The sequence below is a fragment of the Streptomyces sp. CA-210063 genome (genome assembly GCF_024612015.1).
Lineage (GTDB): Bacteria > Actinomycetota > Actinomycetes > Streptomycetales > Streptomycetaceae > Streptomyces.
On record NZ_CP102512.1, the window covers coordinates 3,973,122 to 3,993,746 of the forward strand.

The 20,625-nt window shown below is 68.6% G+C and carries 12 protein-coding genes; 4 read left to right on the forward strand and 8 right to left on the reverse strand.

What is annotated here, in order from left to right; all coding sequences use genetic code 11:
- Window positions 1-127 precede the first annotated feature (127 nt).
- On the reverse strand, window positions 128-1,189 hold the full coding sequence (locus JIX56_RS16955; RefSeq protein WP_257541609.1) for a LacI family DNA-binding transcriptional regulator: 1,062 nt from the start codon (window positions 1,187-1,189) through the stop codon (window positions 128-130).
- A 121-nt stretch (window positions 1,190-1,310) separates the two neighbouring features.
- On the opposite strand from JIX56_RS16955, the gene JIX56_RS16960 reads away from it, so the two are divergent.
- The 4 genes from JIX56_RS16960 to JIX56_RS16975 all read left to right on the forward strand — a co-directional run bounded on the left by JIX56_RS16960 (window position 1,311) and on the right by JIX56_RS16975 (window position 6,843).
- Window positions 1,311-2,672, forward strand: a complete 1,362-nt coding sequence (locus JIX56_RS16960; RefSeq protein ID WP_257541611.1) for an ABC transporter substrate-binding protein — start codon at window positions 1,311-1,313, stop codon at window positions 2,670-2,672.
- Window positions 2,669-3,562, forward strand: coding sequence for a carbohydrate ABC transporter permease (locus JIX56_RS16965; RefSeq protein ID WP_257541613.1), 894 nt, complete (start codon window positions 2,669-2,671; stop codon window positions 3,560-3,562). The genes JIX56_RS16960 and JIX56_RS16965 overlap by 4 nt, the downstream gene beginning before the upstream one ends.
- Before the next feature lie 4 nt (window positions 3,563-3,566).
- Window positions 3,567-4,469 (forward strand): carbohydrate ABC transporter permease, encoded by a 903-nt coding sequence (locus JIX56_RS16970; RefSeq protein ID WP_443031831.1) that lies wholly within the window; start codon window positions 3,567-3,569, stop codon window positions 4,467-4,469.
- Window positions 4,470-4,542: 73 nt separating this feature from the next.
- Window positions 4,543-6,843, forward strand: coding sequence for a glycoside hydrolase family 3 N-terminal domain-containing protein (locus JIX56_RS16975; protein ID WP_257541615.1), 2,301 nt, complete (start codon window positions 4,543-4,545; stop codon window positions 6,841-6,843).
- Between the two features lie 4 nt (window positions 6,844-6,847).
- Here JIX56_RS16975 and JIX56_RS16980 read toward each other — a convergent pair whose 3' ends face one another.
- The 7 genes from JIX56_RS16980 to tsaD all read right to left on the reverse strand — a co-directional run bounded on the left by JIX56_RS16980 (window position 6,848) and on the right by tsaD (window position 20,619).
- Entirely contained in the window at window positions 6,848-7,039 is a 192-nt protein-coding gene (locus JIX56_RS16980) for a DUF397 domain-containing protein (protein WP_257541617.1), read from the reverse strand.
- Window positions 7,036-7,884 carry a helix-turn-helix domain-containing protein gene (locus JIX56_RS16985; protein ID WP_257541619.1) on the reverse strand — a complete coding sequence of 283 codons (849 nt, stop codon included), beginning with the start codon at window positions 7,882-7,884 and terminating at the stop codon, window positions 7,036-7,038. Before JIX56_RS16985 ends, JIX56_RS16980 begins: the two co-directional genes overlap by 4 nt.
- Before the next feature lie 117 nt (window positions 7,885-8,001).
- On the reverse strand, window positions 8,002-8,349 hold the full coding sequence (locus JIX56_RS16990) for a hypothetical protein (protein ID WP_257541621.1): 348 nt from the start codon (window positions 8,347-8,349) through the stop codon (window positions 8,002-8,004).
- A gap of 119 nt (window positions 8,350-8,468) precedes the next feature.
- Entirely contained in the window at window positions 8,469-14,936 is a 6,468-nt protein-coding gene (locus tag JIX56_RS16995) for an RHS repeat-associated core domain-containing protein (RefSeq protein ID WP_257550929.1), read from the reverse strand.
- Between the two features lie 208 nt (window positions 14,937-15,144).
- On the reverse strand, window positions 15,145-18,684 hold the full coding sequence (locus tag JIX56_RS17000; RefSeq protein ID WP_306819859.1) for a LamG domain-containing protein: 3,540 nt from the start codon (window positions 18,682-18,684) through the stop codon (window positions 15,145-15,147).
- A 589-nt stretch (window positions 18,685-19,273) separates the two neighbouring features.
- Window positions 19,274-19,531, reverse strand: coding sequence for a hypothetical protein (locus JIX56_RS17005; protein WP_257541623.1), 258 nt, complete (start codon window positions 19,529-19,531; stop codon window positions 19,274-19,276).
- Window positions 19,528-20,619, reverse strand: coding sequence for a tRNA (adenosine(37)-N6)-threonylcarbamoyltransferase complex transferase subunit TsaD (tsaD, locus tag JIX56_RS17010; protein ID WP_257541625.1), 1,092 nt, complete (start codon window positions 20,617-20,619; stop codon window positions 19,528-19,530). Before tsaD ends, JIX56_RS17005 begins: the two co-directional genes overlap by 4 nt.
- Window positions 20,620-20,625: the final 6 nt, after the last annotated feature.

Consider the following 20,625-nt stretch of genomic DNA (forward strand, 5'->3'; position numbering starts at 1 on the left):
CGAAAGTTTCGGTTGTGCAACCGATTGACTTCGGAGGAGTGTGGAGGGCCGCGCCGCACTCGTCAATGCATCAGCACCACTCTCGAAAACATCAGCACCACTCCCGCATGCATCAGCACCACACTCGTCAAACCGCCGGAGGCACCCCCGTACTGCTCCGCACCACCAGGCTCGTCGCCAGCTCCACCCGCGTCGCCGCCGAGGACCCCTCCTGCCGCCCGAGGTCGAGCACCAGCCGGGCCGCCGCCTCGGCCATCTCCATCAGCGGCTGCCGTACGGTCGTCAGCGGCGGCCCCACCCAGCGGGCCACCGGAAGGTCGTCGAAGCCGACCACGCTCAGGTCCTCCGGGATGCGCAGCCCCAGCTCGCGGGCGGCCTCGTACAGGCCGAGCGCCTGGAGGTCGTTGCCGGCGAAGACGGCGGTGGGGCGGTCGGGACGGCGCAGGAGGTCCAGGCCCAGCCGGTAGCCGGTCTCGTGATGGAAGTCGCCGGCCTTGAGCAGGCCTGAGTCGACCGGCAGTCCGGCGGTCTCCAGCGCGGCCCGGTAGCCGTCCACCCGGGCGCGGCTGCACATCATCCGCGAGGGCCCGCTGATGGCGCCGATGCGCCGGTGGCCGAGTTCGATCAGATGGCGGGTGGCGGCCAGGCCGCCCTGCCAGTTGGTGGCGCCGATCGAGGGGACGTCGTCGCCGGGGTCGCCCGCCGGGTCCATCACCACGAACGGGATGGACCTGCTGGTCAGCAGCGCGCGCTGGGACTCGTCGAGCCCGGACAGGACGAGGACGACCCCGTGCGGGCGGCGGGCGGCGACCTGGTCGGCCCAGGTGCGGCCGGGCGTGAGCCGGCCCGCGCTCTCGGAGAGGACGACGCTCAGGCCCTCCTCCCGCGCGATGTTCTCGACACCCCGGATGACCTCCATCGCCCAGGCGCTCTCCAGCTCGTGGAAGACCAGGTCGATGAGGGGGGACCGGGTCGCCTCGGCGCGCCGGCGGCGGTAGCCGTACGCGCGCAGCAGGTCCTCGACCCGGGTGCGGGTCGCGGGCGCCACGTCCGCACGGCCGTTGAGCACCTTCGAAACAGTCGGAGCGGAGACGCCGGCCTGGCGGGCGATCTCGGCGAGCGTCGCGGTCTGCGTCGACTGCGACACACGCGCTCTTGTCTGGGTTTCCTCAGGCTTCGCGGGCTTCATGAGCGGGATCGTATCCCTGCGCGACCTCTTGACGAACCCTTTCGACGGCCATACGTTCCCGGAACATTCGAAGTCCCATCCGAAACATTCGCACGTTCGAACATTCGCGAAGGGTGCTCTCATGGAGTCGAGTAGAGGTCAGGTCACCGGTGGCGGCACGGGCGGCCGGCCGTTCAGCAGGCGCTGGTTCCTCGGCGCCGGTTCCGCCTCGTTGTTCACCGCGGGCCTCGGCACCGGCCTCACCGCCTGCGGCTCCGGCGGTGGCGCGGGCGGCGACGGCAAGACGATCACCGCGTTCGTGTACGGCGACGACGCGGTGAAGGTCCAGCAGGCGGGCGTCGACCGGTTCAACAAGTCGGCCGCCGCGAAGAAGGCCGGCGGCACGGTCAAGCTTCAGGAGGTCCCCGGCTCCGACTACTCCCCCAAGCTCCGTACGGCCATGGGCTCACCCAGCGCCCCGGACGTCTTCTTCAACTGGGGCGGTGGCTCCATCAAGCCGTACGAGGAGGCCGGCAAGCTCGTCGACCTCACCGACATCATCGAGGGCGACCCGGTCCTCAAGAGCGGCTTCCTGCCCTCGGTCCTCGCCTCCGGCGACCTGGGGGGCCGCCACTACGGCATCCCCATGCGCGGTATGCAACCGGTGATCCTCTTCTACAACAAGGCCGTCTTCGCCGAGCACAAGCTCCAACCCCCCACCACCTGGGACCAGTTGCTCGACAACAACGCCAAGCTGAAGAAGGCGAGGATCACCCCCTTCGCCCTCGGTGGCACCGACATCTGGCCCGACCTGATGTGGCTGGAATACCTCGTCGACCGCATCGGCGGCCCCGAGGTCTTCAAGCGCATCCAGGACGGTGACGCCGAAGGCTGGGGCGACCCCGCCGTCCTCAAGGCCGCCGAACTGGTGAAGGAACTCATCGACGACGGCGCCTTCGGCTCCAAGTTCACCTCGGTGTCGTACGTCAACGGCGGCGCCCCCGCGGTCTTCGCGCGCGGCAAGGCGGCCATGCACCTGATGGGCTCCTGGGAGTACTCCACGCAGCTCGGCAAGTTCCCGGACTTCGCCAAGAAGAACCTGGGCTGGGCCGCCTTCCCGACCGTCGAGGGCGGCACGGGCGACGTCCGCAACGTCGTCGGCAACCCCACCAACTACTGGTCCATCAACGCCCGTACGAAGAACCAGGACCTGGCGATCGGCTTCCTCAAGGACTGCGCCTCGGAGGCGTACGCGCAGGCCCTCATCGACAACGGCGACGTCCCGACCACCTCGAACGCGGCCGCCCTCCTCTCCTCCGCGCCCAACCCCGAGTACGCGAAGTTCCAGTACGACATGGTGGAGAAGGCCCCGGCCTTCACGCTCTCCTGGGACCAGGCGCTCGGCGACGGACTCGGCACCAAGATGCACACGGAGATAGGCAAGCTGTTCGCGGGGCAGTCGTCGCCGAGCGAGTTCGTGACGGCGTGCAAGGGGCTGAAGTGACGCTCACGGTCGACAAACGGCCGACCGCCTCCGCGAGGGGATCGCGCGCGGGCCGTCCGCACGCCGCCTGGGCCCTCCCCGGCGTTCTCTTCTTCACCTTCTTCGCGGTCGTCCCGATGGCCCTGGCCCTGTATCTCTCCTTCACCAGCTGGGACGGCCTGGGCGACCCGCGACCGGTCGGCCTCGACAACTGGAAGAAGCTCCTCGACGACCCCCGGATGACGCAGTCCCTCTGGCTGACCGTCGTCCTGACCGTCGCCAGCTGGGCCTTCCAGACGGTCGTCGCCCTGCTGCTCGGTGTCTGGGCGGCGGGCCGCCAGCGCCACCGCGCGGTCCTCTCCGCGATCTTCTTCGTGCCGTTCCTGCTCTCCTCCACCGCCATCGCGATCCTCTTCTACTCCCTCCTGGACCCGAATTTCGGCATCATCCAGAAGGACACCCTGGGCTCGCAGAGCGGCGCGTTCCTCGCGATCGTCTTCGTCGGCGGCTGGCAGTTCATCCCCTTCCACACGCTGATCTACCAGGGCGGGGCCCGCCAGATCCCCGAGGTCCTCTACCAGGCGGCCGCCATCGACGGCGCCGGCCGCTACCGCCAGTTCTTCTCGATCACGCTCCCGCAGCTGCGCCACACCATCACCACGTCCACGGTCCTGATGGTCGTCGGCTCACTGACGTACTTCGAGACGGTCCTGATCCTCACCAAGGGCGGCCCCGGCACGGACACCGCGATCCTGCCGTACCTGATGTACGAGGCGGGCTTCAAGACGTACGACTTCGGCTACGCCAGCGCCATCGCGTCGTTCCTGGTCATCGCGGCCACCGGCCTCTCGCTGGTCCTGGTCCGGCTGACGGGCTTCGGCACCATGCGCAGTACGCGCGAAGGGATGTGACGGAGTGTCACACGATACGTTGCCGCGTCCCGCGAAGACCGACGAGCCCCCGCACGAGCGGATGACCGCCCCGCGCCGCCGACGCCACTGGACGACGCGCGCCAACCCGGTCGCGGGCCTCGGCGCGTTCCTCTGGCTGGTCATCGTCCTGATCCCCATCTACGCGATGCTGTCGGCGTCCCTCACGGGCGCGGACAAGGCCCTGACGGGCAACCCGCTGAAGCCCCCCACGGACCCGACCCTCGACAACTACAACACCGTCCTCACCAACGGCTTCGGCCATCTGCTCAGCAACACGGCGATCGTGGCGGTGGCGGTCGTCGGCATCGTCCTGGCCCTCTCCATCCCCCTCGCGTACGTGGCCGTCCGCACCCGGGACCGCTGGTCGAACGCCGCCTTCCGCCTGTTCCTCCTGGGCGTGGCGATCCCGGCCCAAGCGGTCGTCGTCCCCCTGTACCTCCTGATCGCGAAACTCGACCTCTACGACACCCTCCTCGCCGTCATCCTCCCGACGGCGGCCTTCGCGATGCCGGTCTCGGTCCTGGTCCTGGTAGGCACGCTGCGAGACGTCTCGGAGGACCTGTACGAGGCGATGGCCCTGGACGGCGCCTCGCCCCTGCGGATGCTGTTCCAGCTGACGATCCCGCTGGCCAAGGGCGGTATCAGCACGGTGGTCATCTACTCGGCGCTCCAGGCCTGGAACGGCTTCCTCTTCCCGCTGATCTTCACCCAGTCCGACGAACCGCGCGTCCTCACCCTCGGACTCTTCAACTACGTCAGCCAGTTCGGCGTCAACATCCCCGCCCTGCTCGCCTCGGTCGTCCTCTCCGGCATCCCGATCTTCGCCGTGTATCTGGTGGCGCGGCGGGCGTTGGTGGGTGGGCTGATGGGGGTGGGCGGCAAGTGAGCCCTTCGCGTCGAAGCCACGGACCGCACCGACTCGTTGCCACTGAAACTCGCCGACCCCGAACAGGAGTTTCATGACCATCCCCTGGCGTGACCGCGCCCTGGCCGCCGCCGACCGGGTCGAGGACCTGCTCTCCCGGATGACCCTGGAGGAGAAGACCGCCCAGTTGTACGGCGTGTGGGTGAAGAACGACACGAGCGGCGGGGACATCGCCCCCGACGAGCAGGGCATGTCGGAGTCGTTCGACTTCGACGAGTTGATCACCCGGGGCCTCGGCCAGCTCACCCGCGCCTTCGGCACGGCCCCCGTGGACCCGGCGCTGGGCGCGGCGGCACTGGCCCGCGCCCAGCGCCGCATCATGACCGCGAACCGTTTCGGTATCCCCGCGGTCGCCCACGAGGAGTGCCTGGCCGGCTTCACTGCTTGGCGCGCGACGGCGTACCCCGTCCCGCTCGCCTGGGGCGCGACCTTCGACCCACCCCTGGTGGAGGAAATGGCCCGGCACATCGGCCAGGACCTGACGTCACTCGGCGTGCACCAGGGCCTGTCCCCCGTCCTGGACGTGGTCCGCGACCCGCGCTGGGGGCGGGTCGAGGAGACGATCGGCGAGGACCCGTACCTGGTGGGCACGGTGGGCGCGGCGTACGTCCGTGGCCTGGAGTCGACCGGGATCGTGGCCACGCTGAAGCACTTCGCCGGGTACGCCGCGTCCGTCGGCGCCCGCAACCACGCGCCCGTACGGGCGGGTGTCAGGGAGTTCGCGGACGTGACGCTCCCCCCGTTCGAGATGGCGTTGCGCGAGGGCGGCGCGCGTTCGGTCATGGCGGCGTACACGGAGACGGACGGCGTCCCTGTCTCGGCGGACCCGGGGTTGCTGACCGAACTCCTCCGGAACGACTGGGGCTTCACCGGCACGGTCGTCTCCGACTACTTCGGCGTCGGCTTCCTGGAGACGAACCACCGCGTGGCGGGAAGCCGCGCGGAGGCGGCCGGGGCCGCGCTGTCGGCGGGCATCGACGTGGAACTGCCGACCCTGCGCTGCTACGGCGAGCCCCTGGTGACGGCCGTTCGTGCGGGGGAGATCCCCGAGTCCCTGGTGGACCGGGCCGCCCGCCGGGTCCTGCTCCAGAAGTGCGAGCTGGGCATGCTGGACGAGGACTGGACCCCGGAGCCGACCGCCGAACGCATCGACCTGGACTCGCCGGCGAACCGCACCCTGGCCCGCCGCCTGGCGGAGGAGTCGGTGGTCCTGCTGGACAACCCGGACGACGTACTCCCGCTGGCCCCCGACATCCGTATCGCCGTCGTGGGCCCTCGCGCGGACGACCCCCTCGCCATGCTCGGCTGCTACTCCTTCCCCTCCCACGTCCTCCCGGCCCACCCCGGCACCCCCCTGGGCATCGAGATCCCCACGATCCTCGACTCCCTGCGCACCGAACTCCCCGACGCGAAGATCACATACGCGGCGGGGAGCGACGTGGACGGCGAGGACACGGGAGGGTTCGCGGAGGCGGTCTCGCGGGCGTCCGAGGCGGACGTCTGCGTGGCGGTCCTGGGCGACCGGGCGGGCCTCTTCGGCCGCGGCACCTCCGGTGAGGGCTGCGACGCGGAGGACCTCCGCCTCCCGGGGGTCCAGGCGGAGCTGCTGGACGCGCTGGCGGCGACGGGCACGCCGGTGGTGCTGGTCCTGCTCACCGGCCGCCCGTACGCGCTGGGCCGCTGGCAGGGCCGACTCGCGGGCGTGGTCCAGGCGTTCTTCCCCGGGGAGGAGGGCGGCCCGGCGGTGGCGGGAGTACTGTCGGGCCGCGTCTCCCCCTCGGGCCGCCTCCCGGTGAGCGTCCCGCACCGGCCCGGGGGCCAGCCGTGGACGTACCTCCAGCCACCCCTGGGCCTGGTCGGCGCCGCGAGCAACCTGGACCCGACGCCGCTGTATCCCTTCGGGCACGGCCGCTCGTACACGACGTTCGAGTGGACGGACTTCGAGGGCGGGGACTTCGAGGGTGAGGACTGCGATGTCTCGGTGACCGTTCGCAACACGGGTGACCGGCCGGGGGCGGAGGTCGTGCAGCTCTACCTGCACGACCCGGTGGCCTCGGTGACCCGCCCGGACATGCGGCTGATCGCCTACCAGCGGCTGGAGTTGGAGCCGAGGGAGGCCTCTCGCGTGACGTTCCGCTTCCACCCCGACGTGTCATCCTTCACGGACCGTTCGGGAAGGCGGGTGGTCGAACCGGGCACCCTGGAACTGCGGTTGGGCGCGTCGAGCACGGACGTACGCCATACGGCGCGGGTGACGCTGACGGGGCCGGTACGCGAGGTGGGCCCGGACCGCCGGTTGCATTGCGAGACGGAGGTGCGGGCCCTGAAGAGCTGACGGCTCAGTCCGCCTGGGCCGCCGCGTACGACACGAACGCGGCCCAGGCGGAGGGCCCGAGGCCGAGGTGGGGGCGGGTGGTGTCTTTGGAGTCGCGGACGTGGATGGTGGCGGGGGTGGCGGCGACTTCGACGCAGCTGTCACCTTGATCCGTGCTGTGGCTGGACTTGAACCAAGCGAGTTGGGCGGTACTCATAAGGCTCCTCGCAGTCGCTCCAGCAAGCTCACGGAGTCCTCCGGGGTAAGAGCCTGCGACCGCAGTTTCGCATAACGCTGGTTGAGGAGGGCCACGTCTTTCGGGTCAGCGATCAGCCGACCGTTCATATGCCCTTCGGCGTAGGCGAGCCGCCGCCCGTCCGGTGTCTCCACAAGCTGGAGCGGCCCCGACAGGCTGGCGTGCTGCCCGCGTTTCAGCGGCATGATCTGCAGGCTCGTGTTGCGCAACTCCGCGCACTCCAGCAAGTAGTCCAACAGGCAGCGCGTCACTTCCGGACCGCCCAACTCCCGGAGAAGCACGCTCTCCTCGATGATGAAGCTGAACGACGTGTTGGGACGCTCCCGCAACAGCTGCTGTCGCTCCATCCGGACGGCCACCTGCATGTCCAACTCACCGTCGGTGAGCGGCGGAACGGCATTCTCGAAGACCGCCCGGACGTACGACTCCGGCTGCAATAGCCCCGGCACCAGCCTGCACTCATACGTATCCAGAACAGCCGCTTCCCGCTCCAAGCGCGCCCACATCCTGAACCACGCCGCCAACCCCGGCTGTCGAGCCATATGCCTGAACGCACCCCGCACAGCCCCCGTGCTCCCCGTCGCCTCCTCCGCCAGCTCCACGAACCGCTGGTCCGCGAGCCGCCGCCCCAACTCAATGGACGCGACGGAGTGTTTGGACAGATGAACGAGCGCCCCGAACTCCTCCCGGCTCAACCCCGCATGCTCCCGCAACGCCTGCACGACCGCCCCGAAGGCCTTCATGCTGTCCGACGACTCGGGCTCACCACCCGGCCCCTGCGCCGCCCACTCCACACCGTGCACCATCAACCCAGAGTGACGGCCCGATCACCGTACTGTCCACCGAGCGCCGCGTACTCCACCCCCAGTACGCGCCGATCGCCAGTCGTCTCCTCTTCACCGCTCCCGGTGGGTGCACACCCCTTATACGCCAACTCCATGAACTACCTGCTCTTGCGGGTCATAGGTGATCAGCCCGTGGCCGGACGCCAGGTCAAGTAGGAGCGTGGAAACTTCCTTGGCCTGCGACCAGGAGATAGCGGCGATTACACACTCGCTGGTGACATAAAGAGGAGAGGCCCAGGGAGAATCGGCCATATTCTCCTCCGTGAGATCTGGAATCACGGAGATCACAGACTGATAGAAGTCACCAACAGCCGAACTCTCTTCAACCACACCCGTAAGGCCGTCCACTAGTTGATCATAAACATGAGCAGCCTCCTCTGAGGTTGGAATCGACTTCTGATGCCAGAAGATCAGATCAAAACTCACACTCATTCCCTTCGAGATTGCCAGCTACTCCAGTAGGCCATGCTTGTTTCTGCGAACACCATACCCTCAGGGGGAGGGAAGGGCCGTGGAATCGCCTCCTCACAACGGGGCAGCAGCCACTACCTATCTATCCACACATCAAACACTCCGACCAGTGTGCGCCCGTCCGAAGTGGTGACCGTGTTTCCAGGCTTGTTCAGCCAATCATCAAATTTCCGCTGTTGTGGATTTTTCCTGGCTGTTCCGCCCTTCACTTCGATTCCATACCACTGGCCGTTCACCTCAACGGTGCCGTCATATTTTCTGGGCCGGAACCCTGGCGCAGACACCGGGGTCTCTTTACGCATGACGACTGCGCCATCCACTTCCAACTGCTCCCAGGCATTCGCTTCATCCGCAGCGCCATCCCGACCAGGCTCACCGTCACGCTTTGAATATTTTCCATCCGAGGTGCGCGGGGCTTCCCCCTTTTCGGCGCCCTTGATCGCATCGGCAATGTTGTCGGCCTGTCGGGGTGCCTTGAGGATGTCTCCCCAGGGGATGAATCCGGCAACTCCCGCAGCGATGCCGTAGGTGTCGCCTTCGCCCCATGCCCGCGTGAGATCGTAGGCGTCGCAGCCCCAGCCGAGGATGGGAACCCAGCTACACCCGGCGAGCGCTGTCTCCCTGACTGCCGGGGAGTAGTCCGGCGCCGGGGTCAATACCACGGGGCCCTCGATCACGGGCGGGGCGAAGAGGCTCCCGCACGGGGGTTGGCCTGCGAGGCCGCAACCGCGTGGCAGGACAGTGTCGTCGCTGGAAGCCGTTCCACTGTTGGTCTTGGTACCGCCGCTGCCGCTTGGCGCGTGGTTGCCGTTGGCATCGTACGGTCCGTCGTCCGTGCCCCAGACCGAGTCGTCGTTGTCGATGCTGCAGCCATCGCAGAAGAGGCCGGTCGGGTCGGAGAAAGTGACCGGGTTCTGGTTGGCGTACGCGTAGCCGTTGAGGGACTGGTGCTGATCCAGGGCCAGGACCGGGTCGACGCTGATGAAACGGCCGATCGACGGGTCGTACTCGCGGGCGCCGACGTGCGTGAGGCCGGTGCTCGTGTCGGCGGTCATGCCGAGGAAGGACTTGTCGTCGATCCAGGGACCGGTCCCGCCCTCGCGCTTTTCGCCGAACGGGGTCAGGCGGCGCTTGGTGACGGTCTGGTCGGTGGCCGTGAGGGACAGAGTCGACGTCCCGTGGTGGTCGCCGGCCTGGTAGGACAGGACCTCGGTGCCGGACTGGTTGGTGCGCATCGCGATGGTCGAGCCACCGACGGAGTAATAGCGCTGGGCCCAGTACTTGGCCGTGCTGGTGCTCGTGTCGAGGTGGACCTCGGTTGCGCCGAGGTAGAGGACGGTCTCGCCGGAGGCGTTGCGGCGGATGAGGAGGGTGCCGCCCGCGTCGTAGACGTATCCGGTGCTGGTGCTGCCCTCGACCGTCTTGGCGAGTTTGCCTTCCTCGTTCCAGGTCAGTGACTGGGTCGCCGTCCCGTCGGGGCGGGTGGTCGTGTTGCCCGTGTCGTCGTAGACGTGGGACGGGGTGACGCCCGTGCAGGAGGACCCGGTGGTCACGGCCGTCAGGGTGTGGGGCTGGTCGCCGGTGTAGCAGTACGTGTTCTTGGTGTCGCCGGCGGCCGTGTGCGTGGTCTCGGTGGCGCGGAGGCCGGAGTCCTTGTACGTGTACGAGGACCAGTACGGGTCGGGGCCGCCGAGGTTGGCGGTGGTGCGGCCCGAGGTCGCGCAGTCGGCCGTGGCCGGGGTCCAGGCCTCAGTCAGGCGGCGGTAACCGTCGTACGCGAAGCACTGGTTGTCCGCCGCCGAGGTCCCGCCGAGAGTGGTGGGATCGGTGATCGAGGTGACGTTGCCCGCGTCGTCGTAGGTGTAGTTGAGCTCCTGGAGCTCGTAGCCGTGGGTCTGGTCGGTGACCACGGACTGGGTGAGGCGGCCCGTGCCGTCCTCGTAGGTGTTGGTGATGTACGCCTTCTTCGTGCCCGTGGCGTACGAAGTCCCCAGCGTCAGCTGCTCGGTCTCACCCAGGGCGGAGTAGGACGTCTCCAGCACGTACCCCTGTGCGCCGGAGACCGACGTGGGCAGCCCGAGGTCGTTGTACTTCGTCTGGATCTGCTCGGCCGCAAGACCACCAGCGGCGGGTTCCTTGATGTGGTCCTGGGTGCCGTCGATCTTGTAGTACGTCGAGAAGTCCAGCGTCGCGGACGGCACCGCGCCGGAGGTCACGAAGGCGTCGCTCGACGGCAGGACGAGCTGCGTCCCGGTGGCCCGGTACAGCGCGTCGTAGGCCGTGACCTTCTGGGTGTACGCCGTGCCCGAGGTACCGCTGCCGCCCACATAGCGGACCGAGGTGTCGAGCTGGCCCTTGGCCAGCGTGTCGTAGGTGTACCCGGTGAGCTGGTTGGCGGCGACCTGTTCCTCGGTGGTGGAGGTCAGGTCGGCCGTGGACGCCGCTCTCCAGGTGCCGGCGACCCGGCCGAGGACGTCGTACGCGGAGATCACGACGCGGTCTTCGGCGTCCTTGGTCCAGGAGACCTGGTCGAGGGCCGTGTAGCCGGTGGTGGTCTCGCCGGTGTCCGGGTCTGTGCTGCCGGTCGTGCGGCCGAACAGGTCGTAGTCGTAGGACCAGACGGAAGCGTCGGGGCCGGTGATCGTGTCCTGCTTGCCGTCACGGGTGTAGGTGAAGGCGGTGGAGGTGTAGGCGGCTCCGGTGCCGGCACCTGCTCCGTAGGCGGTGTCGGCCGGGGAGGTGCCCGAGTACTCGCGCCGCTCGGTGACGCGGCCCAGCGCGTCGGTGATCACGCGGGTCGCGGAGCCGCCGGCCGGGGCGGTGGTGGCGGTGGAGTCACCGGTGTAGCTGGTCGTGGTGGTCCAGCGCTTGACGCCACCGACGTAGAACGTGTTGTGGATGGGCCGCTCGGCCCCGTCGTACGTGGTGGCCGTCTGCTTCGGCGCCTCCCCGTACTCGGCGCGGACGTAGGCGCCGCTCGGGGTCGCGTCCTGGTCAAAGATGTCGGCGTACGTCTCGTAGGCCAGGCCCCGGCTGTCGTAGCGGGTGTCGGTCAGGAGCCGGCCGCCGAGCGGGGTCGGGGACTGGGTCTGCAGGGTGCGCAGCAGCGAGTCGTAGACGGTGTACGCGGTGTTGTAGGTGTCGCCGTCCGCCTTGAGGGCCGACTTGGAGGTCCACGACGTGTCGGCGTTGGTGACGGAGTAGCCGAACGTGTAGTTGGCGGACTGTTCTCCTGAGCGGAGGCGGTTGGGCAGCCATACGGCGGTGACCCGGCCCAGGGCGTCGTACGTCGTCTCGGTCAGCTTGGTGTTGACGTCGTAGACCTTGGTGGGGAAGCCGCTTGCCGGGTCGAAGTAGTTGTAGCTCTTCTGACTCTTGGGGTTGGTGATGACGGTCCGGGTCAGCGGGCCCGTGTCGGTCGGGGTGTAGGCGGTGCTGGTGGTGTTGCCCGCCGCGTCGGTCACGGACAGGGGACGTCCGAGCTTTGCCGTCGCCGTGTCGTACGTCGTCTTGACGACCGTCTGCCAGGCGGTGGGATGACGTTCGCCCCCGGTCGCCGACGCCGGGTACGCGGAGGCGCGGCCGACCCAGGTGGGAAGACCCAGAGTCGGAGTCTGGGAGGCGCTCCACGCGGTGGCCGAGGTGCTGTCGAACACGGTGGCCGTGTCGGCGAGCACGTCGCCGCGGGTGGCGGACGACGTCGGCAGGGACAGGTCCGACTCGCCGACCGAGCAGGTCCGGCCGACCGAACGGGTCCGGGAAACCAGGGAGTTGATGCCGAGGCCTGTGTTGCGGGCGTACCACGTGCGGGTGCAGGTCTGGTCGGTGGACTTGGCCGTGTCACCTTCGTCGTCGACGATGACGGCCATGCCGTAGTCGTCGTACGTTGTGGAGGAGGCACGGGTGCGCCAGCTCGACGAGGCCGTCAGATAGGTGTGGGCGGCGGTGCGCTTGGTCCGGACGTAGTACGCCTCGGTGTCCGCGTACGACTTGTGCTGGGTGGCGGTCTTGCGCGACCAGGGGTCATTGACCGCGACGGCGACCGGGGTCGAGCCGTCGTAGGTGATCTTCTCGCGCAGGAAGCCGGCGTAGGGATCGCTGTCCGTCTGGTCGGCCACGTCGAGTCCGCCGACGTCCACCCCGGCGACGGTGGCCGAGCGGCGGGCGTCGGGGTCCAGCGTGCCGTCCGCCTTGAGCAGGCGGTCGCCGTTCATGCCCTGGAGGTAGACCGAGACGGTCTTGGTCTGGTTGCTCCCCGTGCCCTTCGTGGCGGTCACCTTTCCGTAGCCGCGCCAGATGGACCAGGTGCGCTCGTCGGACGGCACAAGGGGGTTGTCGTTGTAGTGCCAGGCGGGGTCGGCGTAGGAGTAGGCGTTCGTCACGCCATCGTTGTGGCCGGTGGGGTCGGAGGTGCCGACCGCGAGGACGCGGTATTTGTGGAACCAGTCGATCGAGGCTTCTTCGGCGCCGTTGATGTTCCAGTACTGCGGATAGCAGGACCTGGTGTTCTCGTCGGGGGCGCTCGGCATGACGGAGCCCCGGACGCATTCCGGCTCGGAGAGGGTGACGCGGGTGATCGCTCCCGTCTCCGAGGTGACGCTCAGGATGCGGGGGCGGGTCAGCGGCAGGATGTTGTCGGTGGCGTCGACCCGGTTCTCCCGCATCTGGTACGTGAAGGTCACCGGCGGGAGCGTGATCGCGGTGCCGTTCTTGCCGGTGTGCCGGATGCTCTTCAGCGTGAGTGTCTGGTCACTGGTGTCCCCGATGTCACCGCCGTCCAGGTACTCGTGCGTGAACGCCCACGAGTCCACGGCGGTGAAGGCGCCGGCGGCCGCCGACCAGGCGAACGTGTCGACCTGGGTGAGCCGCTTACGAGTGAAGAAGGACGGCCCCGTCGCGTCGCAGTCGGCGTCCTTCTTGCAGATCGTGTCGAAGGGGACGTCCGGCCAGTTGTCGGAGGTGGCGTCCGTCAGCTCCGAGCAGTCGTCGGCGGTGCAGCGCTCCTCGTAGGTGAAGGTGACCTTGTTGGAGGTGACACCGGAGAACAGAGCGCTCGCTCGCTGCCCGTAGAGGATCTTGGTGAGGTAGCCGCCCCGGGTGTACTCGGTGGTGCCGGTCGAGGCGCCGTTCTTCGCGTAGTGGTTGGTCTCCGCCGTGTACCAGTACGACATGGCGTTGCCGCGCAGGTCTTCGACGTAGTCGAGATTCCAGCGCCAGGCCTGGGTCGCGGACCGGTCGGCGAGGGCACTGCCCTGGTCGTAGCCGGGTTCGCCCGCGTCGTCGCCGTAGACCGGCACGCTCCACACGGAGTTGGTGCGCTCGGTGCCGGCACCGCTGAGCTTGTTGAGACCGAAGACGTACTTGGTGCCGTCGCCGGTGACCACGGTCCAGTACTCGCCGTTGCCGTCACCGTTGTCGGCGCCGGTGGAGTGGGTGACGGTGGACGCGTCGTCGTTCTTCAGTCGCCACGCCCCGGTCGTATCGTCCTTGACCAGTTCGCTGGACTTGCCGTTCAGGACGAGAGAGGCATTGGTGTACTTCCAGCACAGGTCGAACTTGTCGTCCTGGCCGTCCTTGTCACAGGAACCGTAGGAGCGCTCGATGTAGGACGAGGAGGAGATCTCGAATCCCTCGCCGACCTGGGTGGACTGGTTGTTGGTGGAGGCGGTGCGGCCGTCGATACCGCCGGAGTCGTACGACAAGTTCAGCGACGGGGCGGGACCGGCCGCCGCGGGCGGTGTGTCCAGGCCGTACGACCAGGTGAAGGCTCCGGACGAGCCACCCGCCTCCCAGGTGGACGACGAGGACAGCTGGGTCGCCGAGTAGTCGCCGGAGCCTGAGGAGGACGTGGTCGATGTCGCGGCGAGAGCGAGCACGGTCGCCGTGCTGGAAGAGGCGGAGGCGGACGAAGAGGACGGGGTCTCGGCCAGCGGCACCGCGGCGGAGACCGTCTGGTCGGCGATGTCGTTGTGCGAGTCCAGCGATGTCTGTGTGCGACAGACCGCCTTCTTCGGTGTGGTCAGTACGCAGGCGGGCAGCCGCACCAGTCCGAGCCGTCCCGACCAGCCGCCGCCGTACGCGGAGGCGAACGCCGAGTAGTCCACGGAGACCTCGGCCCGGCCGGGGTCGGCGGCCGTCGCGGTGAGCAGGACGCCCTTCACACCGGCGGCCTTGGTGGCCTTCCGGTCCAACACCCGGATCACCGTCTCGCCTGCGGCGGCCTTGGCACCGCCCGCCGGGGCGACGGTGACCGGCAGACCGCCCACCTTCGCGGTGGCACTGCCCTTGCGGGATGCGGGAACGGTCGTCGTCACCCGGCCCGGCTTGGGCCAGGTGGCATGCTGCTCTGCGGCGGCACGCCGGGCCTGGGCGGTGTTCTGCTTCTTCGCCTCCGCAACCGCCGCACGAGCCTTCTTGGCACCCAGGCCGGTGACCTCGCGCACGTCGCTGTCCCGCTGCTCGGGCAGATCGGGCTTGCCCAGACCGTCCCCTGCCGTAAGGCCGGCGGCCTGCGCATTGGGCAGCGCACCCACCGGCGCCATCAGCGCGAGCGCCAGCGTCACCACAACGGCGCCGCGTCTGCCGCTTGTCCAACGGGCCACTCTCGTACCGGAATTCACGACAACCCCCGCCAGGAACGGCCGCCGCGACGGCCAAGGAATGAAGGAGAACGACAAGAATTGAGGGAACAGCGAAGGTCGACTGTCCATGGGGTGGCACGGCCACGGCTCGCGATGCGGGCCATGGCCGTCAGCCGCTGGTCATGGTGTCCACCTGCGCCTCGTCCGCCGGCGCGCCCGCCCAGATCCGGATGTCCGAGATCTTGCCGGGCAGATGGTGGCCCCAGGAATTGCCCACATAGCCCTTGCCGACGGCGAGTTCACCCGACCCGATCACAGCCGTGTAGGCGAGGTCCGTGTCGTTCTGTGTCGCGTCGAGGTAGAGGGCGATGGTGCCGGCCTGCGCGTCGTACACCCCGGTCAACCGGACCCGGCTACCGATGACCGCCGCGCTGTCGGAGTCCACGGCCGTGAACGTGCCGCCGGCGGCGAGGCGGCCGAAGCGCCAGAACCCGACGGGTACTTCGTAGGGATTGTCCTCGTCGTCGAACCTGGTCTCGGTGCCGGTCTGCTCGTACCAGAGTCCCCAGGCCGAGCCATCAGCAGAGCGCTGGCCGAGAACCTGGGCGGTGAAGCCGGTGCTCTTGGTGTTCAGCACCGCCTGGTCCAAGTCCACCTCGGTGGTCACGGTGAACGAGCCGGACTCGTCGACGACCGGCCCGGTGACGGTGGCGGCGTCGTCGGTGCCGTCCAGGACGATCGCCTCACCGTCCAGCGAGGCACCGCCGGACAGGGTCAGCGTGCGGCCGTAGCCGCTGACGGTGTCGGCCAGCGTGGTACCACTCGCGCCGTCCGGGTTCCAGGCGGCCACGAGTTCGGTGGCCGTCGCTGTCTCGGTGGTGTCCAGCAGCCTGGTCTCCTTGGCGACATCGCCGGGCTGGAGCGCCTGCTGGAACACCGCGACCTCGTCCACCCGGCCCCGCCAGTAGTCCTGGGGGCTGCCCGCCGTGTACTCGGCACGGCCGAACTGCATCCGCCCGTCGGGCGTCTGTGTCGCCGCGCCGGACGGCAGAGCCACCGGACTGCCCTGGGCGCGGCCGTTGACAAACAACTGGATGGTCTTGTTCTCGGCGTTGTACACGCCCGCCACCTGGGTCCACGCCTTCAGCGGCACACCCGCCGCGTCCGCGTTCGCACCCACGTAGCGTCGGGTACCGCCGTCGGACCAACTCCACAGGAACACCCATTTGTCCTGGCCGGCCGAGTAGTAGAGGGAGAAGCCCGAGCGGTCGCTGCCGGTCTGCGAGAGCACGGTCCGGTACGCGCTCTTCTCGGTCAGGTACGCCCACGCCGAAACGGTGAACGACGACTGGGTGTTGACCACCGGCCCAGAGGTCGCGGCATAGCCCGACTGCATGGTGGTGTCGGAGGTGTCGTTCAGCCACAACGAGCGGTCGTCCGTACCCCGCCGTGCCAGCGAGGACCAGCCGGCGCCCGCCGCGTACAGGGTCGCCGGATGCCGCGTGCCCTCGGCCATAGCGGTGTCCGCCGCCGTCGTCCCACCAGAACCGGGCGCGCTGTCGTCGAAACGCCAGCGCCCCGTCGCGCCCTCGCTCTCCTTGACGTTGAACCGCACGCTCGCGGTCGCACCCCAGCGCCCGGTGCCGACGTTGTCCAGCGCCCGCACCTGGAGCACCTGTGTGCCCGACAACTCGGGGGCGATCTGCCGGGTGACCGTCGTTCCCGAGATCGTCGGCGACCACGTCGAGGACGACGACAGCTTGTAGCGATAGGCGACGACAGTGCTCGCGTCGCCCGACGCCGGAGCGAAGGTGAACGCGCCCTTCACACCAGGGCCACCGGCCGCGGTGCACGCGTTGGCCGTGCACACCGAGTACGGGTCGCCGAGGGTGATCACCGGCGCCTTGGGGCGGGTCGTGTCCACCATGAAGTAGCAGTAGCCCTTGGACGCGGCGGTGCTGGCGGACTCAAGGAAGCTGTTCCCACCGTTGTAGTACGAGCGGGTGAAGACGCCCATCCGGTACGCCGTCCCTTCGGACAGTGTCACCGGCGAACTCACGTCCACCGTCTTGCCGTCACCGACGGAGTCAGGGGAGAGGGGCCGCACCGGCTCGGTGACCGTGCTCCACGTCCCGTCGCTGTTCTTCTTCTGCACGTAGAAGTGGGTACGCAACTGCGCCCCGCTCTCCCCGCCCGGCTGGGTCTGCGCCACCGCGGTGAGCGTGGGCGTGGGGTCCGAGAGCACGTCGGGGTCGCTCGCGTCCGTCTCGCAGAAGGAGCTCTCCCCGGAGCGCACACCGGGACTGGTCGGCGTGGCCGGGACGGCCACGAAGGTCACATCCAGCACGGCATCGTCGTCGAACCGCTTCCACCCATTGGGGTCCGACTCGTCGTGCGCCTTCAGCATCAGCGTCAGACGGGAGAAGCTTCCGGCCGCGAATGCCTTCACCGTGTCGGTGAGGTTTTCATAACTCTGGCTCGGGTTGTCGTTGAACTCGAGCGGCGCATCCGGCTGACTCGGATCACACATCGTGCCACGCCCAGCCGCAAAGCTCTGGTCACCCAGCTTGTCCCAGTTGCTGGTCGGGCCGGGCCACTTCGTCGAGGACGAGATGTTCGGCGTACGGATGAGATCGATGGTCGTCTTCTCGCAGGACATCGACCAGCGTTCGGTCACGCGGAACGTGGCGTCCAGCACCCGCTTGCCGCGCAGCTTGCTCGGCGAGAACTCGAAGTACATCCGCTGCTTGTAACCCGAACCGCAGTAGTACGCGTACCCGCCGGTCACATACGTACTGCAGTAACCGACACCCTCACCGTCGTCACCACCGGAGAAGTTGTAGAAGGTGTCACCGTCCGAGGACAGCACCGTGCGCTCGGACTCGCCCCAGGAGACGTCGGGGTCGATATACAGCGGGTACACCGTGTCGGCACCGGTCAGCAGATCGGCATCGGGAACGACCGTGATCGAGTCGTCGTCGGCTGTGACGGGTAGTACGGCGGAAGCGTCGCCGTCGCTGGGTCCCTTGGCGGGGTCAGGTGTGAACTCACCGTCGTGAGCGGAGGAGTCGTCCGCCGCGCTGTCCGTGTCCGACGACGCGAGCGACATAGCCGACGTCTCCGAGCTCGCCGCGTCCCCGGCGGAGTCCCATTGACGCGCGGTGGGCGTACGGAACACGGCGTTGCCGTTCTCGTCGACCGCGTCCAGACCGCCACCGGCGCCACCCCGCAGTGTCAGTCCCTGCGCCTCGACGGGAAAGTCCAGCCTCTGCAGCTCGTCACTCGCCGCCGCTTCGGCCGACTTGACCACCAGCACCTCGCGGTAGCCCTCGGTCGTCGCGGTCAGCCGCAGATCGACGCCCGGCAGTACGTCCACATACACCGCCGACGCACCATCGAGCGTCGGTTCGGGAAGCTCACCCGGCCACCCGACGGTCAGCGACTGCCCGCCCTCCGCCACGGTGACGAGGCCGCCCCCGTCACCTCCGCCGGAGAACGACAGATCGGTCACGGCAGCCTTCGGACCGATCGTGCCATCGGCCCGCTGCTCCAGCGTCGCGTCCGGCTCGGCCCACGCCCCATCGGTCTGCCGCACTCGGACCGGAACCGTGGACATGCTCAGGGAGAAAGTCTCCCCGTCCGGATTCGCGTACGTCGTCGCGTATTCGGTGCGCTCCCCCACGATCTCCACGCGCTCGCCGGTCTCCACCGCCTTCTCGGCAGCTTCATCAGCCTCCGAAAGGCTCCTCCCGGAAGAGCCGGAACTCGCATCCGCGTACGCCGCAGGGGCAGTGGCGGAGACGCTCACCGCCGGAATGCCCGCAAGCACACCCATTGACGTCACGAAGACCGCTATGTCCCTCAAGTGTCTTGCAGGCGCACCGACTTGACGTCCCGTTGCAACCGACGACACAACAGCCCCCGAACCACACGATCTTCACAGTGGCTGCCACTTCTACCCGCATTGATCGAACACGGTCAATGCTTCACAAAGAAAGATCCATTCCGCTCGGAATAAGGGCCACATAAACCCACCCCCTGATGAATTCTGGGAGAATGGGCGAGTCCCACCGGAATACGTTCCGCTTCCATACGGATCTTTCAACCGTGACCTGGCGTTTCGGCTCAAGGGTGGCCGAACCAGCCACCTGAAACTACGCATGGCCATGGCGTCGGCGGCCGTCCTGGTGGTCACCCTTGCGGTCCTGTTCGCCGCCCGCAGACTTTCGGCGCTGCCCGACTACTGGTGGAAAGTTGTCGCCACCATGCTCGGGGTCACGGCGATCTTTACGCGCCGTTCAATCCGCCCCCACCGACTCGAACCGCCACCGATGCACCGCCCGGCTGACCAACTCCCCGGTCGGCTCCGGCAGTTCGGGCAGTTCCGCGTCGTACTCCGCGTCCCACCACGTGATGACCAGCACCCGGTCCTGCGGCGCCCGGAACGTCTCGCGCCGCAGCGGCCGTACGGGGAGCTCCTGGGCCCGCGCCCAGGCGAGGAGTTCCTCTCCCCGCCCGGCCACCGCCCGGGCCTCCCACATCAGCGCGACGGTCACGAGTACAGGTTCTCTTTGCCGACCTCGTGAACGTGGTCATGCGCACGCCCCGGCACATGGGGATCCGTCACCGGCAACGACGAGTCCGCCGACAGATCCCAGTCCGAAGCGGCCCGCCCCCGCGCGACCATCTCCGCGCCCAGCGCCGCCACCATCGCCCCGTTGTCGGTGCACAACTTCGGCCGAGGCACCCGGAGTCGGATCCCGGCCGCCTCGCACCGCTCCTGCGCCAGCACCCGCAGCCGGGAGTTGGCGGCGACACCCCCGCCGATCATCAGATGATCCACCCCCTGATCACGGCACGCCCGCACGGCCTTGCGCGTCAGCACATCCACCACGGCCTCCTGGAAGGAAGCCGCGACATCCCGCACCGGAACGTCCTCCCCCGCCGCGCGCTTGGCCTCGATCCAGCGGGCCACGGCGGTCTTCAGACCCGAGAAGGAGAAGTCGTAGGCCGGGTCGCGGGGCCCGGTCAGCCCGCGCGGGAACGCGATCGCGCCCGGGTCACCCTCCCGCGCGTACCGGTCGATGACCGGACCACCCGGGAACCCGAGGTTGAGCACCCGCGCGATCTTGTCGAAGGCCTCCCCCGCCGCGTCGTCGATCGTCGCGCCCATCGGCCGTACGTCCGACGTGATGTCCGTCGAAAGGAGCAACGACGAATGGCCCCCGGACACGAGCAGTGCCATCGTCGGCTCGGGCAGCGCCCCGTGCTCCAGCTGGTCGACGCAGATGTGGGAGGCGAGGTGATTGACGCCGTACAGCGGCTTGCCCAGCGCGTACGCGTACGCCTTCGCCGCCGAGACGCCGACCAGCAGCGCACCCGCGAGCCCCGGCCCGGCGGTGACCGCGATGCCGTCGAGGTCCTTCGCGCTCACCCCCGCTTCCTTCAGCGCGCGGTCGATCGTCGGGACCATCGCCTCCAGATGCGCGCGCGAGGCGACCTCCGGCACCACCCCGCCGAAACGGGCGTGCTCGTCGACGCTCGACGCGATCGCGTCGGCCAGCAGTGTCGTACCGCGCACGACGCCGACGCCGGTCTCGTCGCAGGAGGTCTCGATCCCCAGGACCAGGGGTTCGTCAGCCATTGACCC

Bases quoted from the DNA above. Each gene is read 5' to 3' on its own strand.
- JIX56_RS16980 (WP_257541617.1), bottom strand. From the start codon at position 7,039: ATGAGTACCGCCCAACTCGCTTGGTTCAAGTCCAGCCACAGCACGGAT.
- JIX56_RS16985 (WP_257541619.1), bottom strand. From the start codon at position 7,884: ATGGTGCACGGTGTGGAGTGGGCGGCGCAGGGGCCGGGTGGTGAGCCC.
- JIX56_RS16960 (WP_257541611.1), top strand. From the start codon at position 1,311: ATGGAGTCGAGTAGAGGTCAGGTCACCGGTGGCGGCACGGGCGGCCGG.
- JIX56_RS16975 (WP_257541615.1), top strand. From the start codon at position 4,543: ATGACCATCCCCTGGCGTGACCGCGCCCTGGCCGCCGCCGACCGGGTC.
- JIX56_RS16955 (WP_257541609.1), bottom strand. From the start codon at position 1,189: ATGAAGCCCGCGAAGCCTGAGGAAACCCAGACAAGAGCGCGTGTGTCG.
- tsaD (WP_257541625.1), bottom strand. From the start codon at position 20,619: ATGGCTGACGAACCCCTGGTCCTGGGGATCGAGACCTCCTGCGACGAG.
- JIX56_RS16995 (WP_257550929.1), bottom strand. From the start codon at position 14,936: ATGGCGCCGGTGGGTGCGCTGCCCAATGCGCAGGCCGCCGGCCTTACG.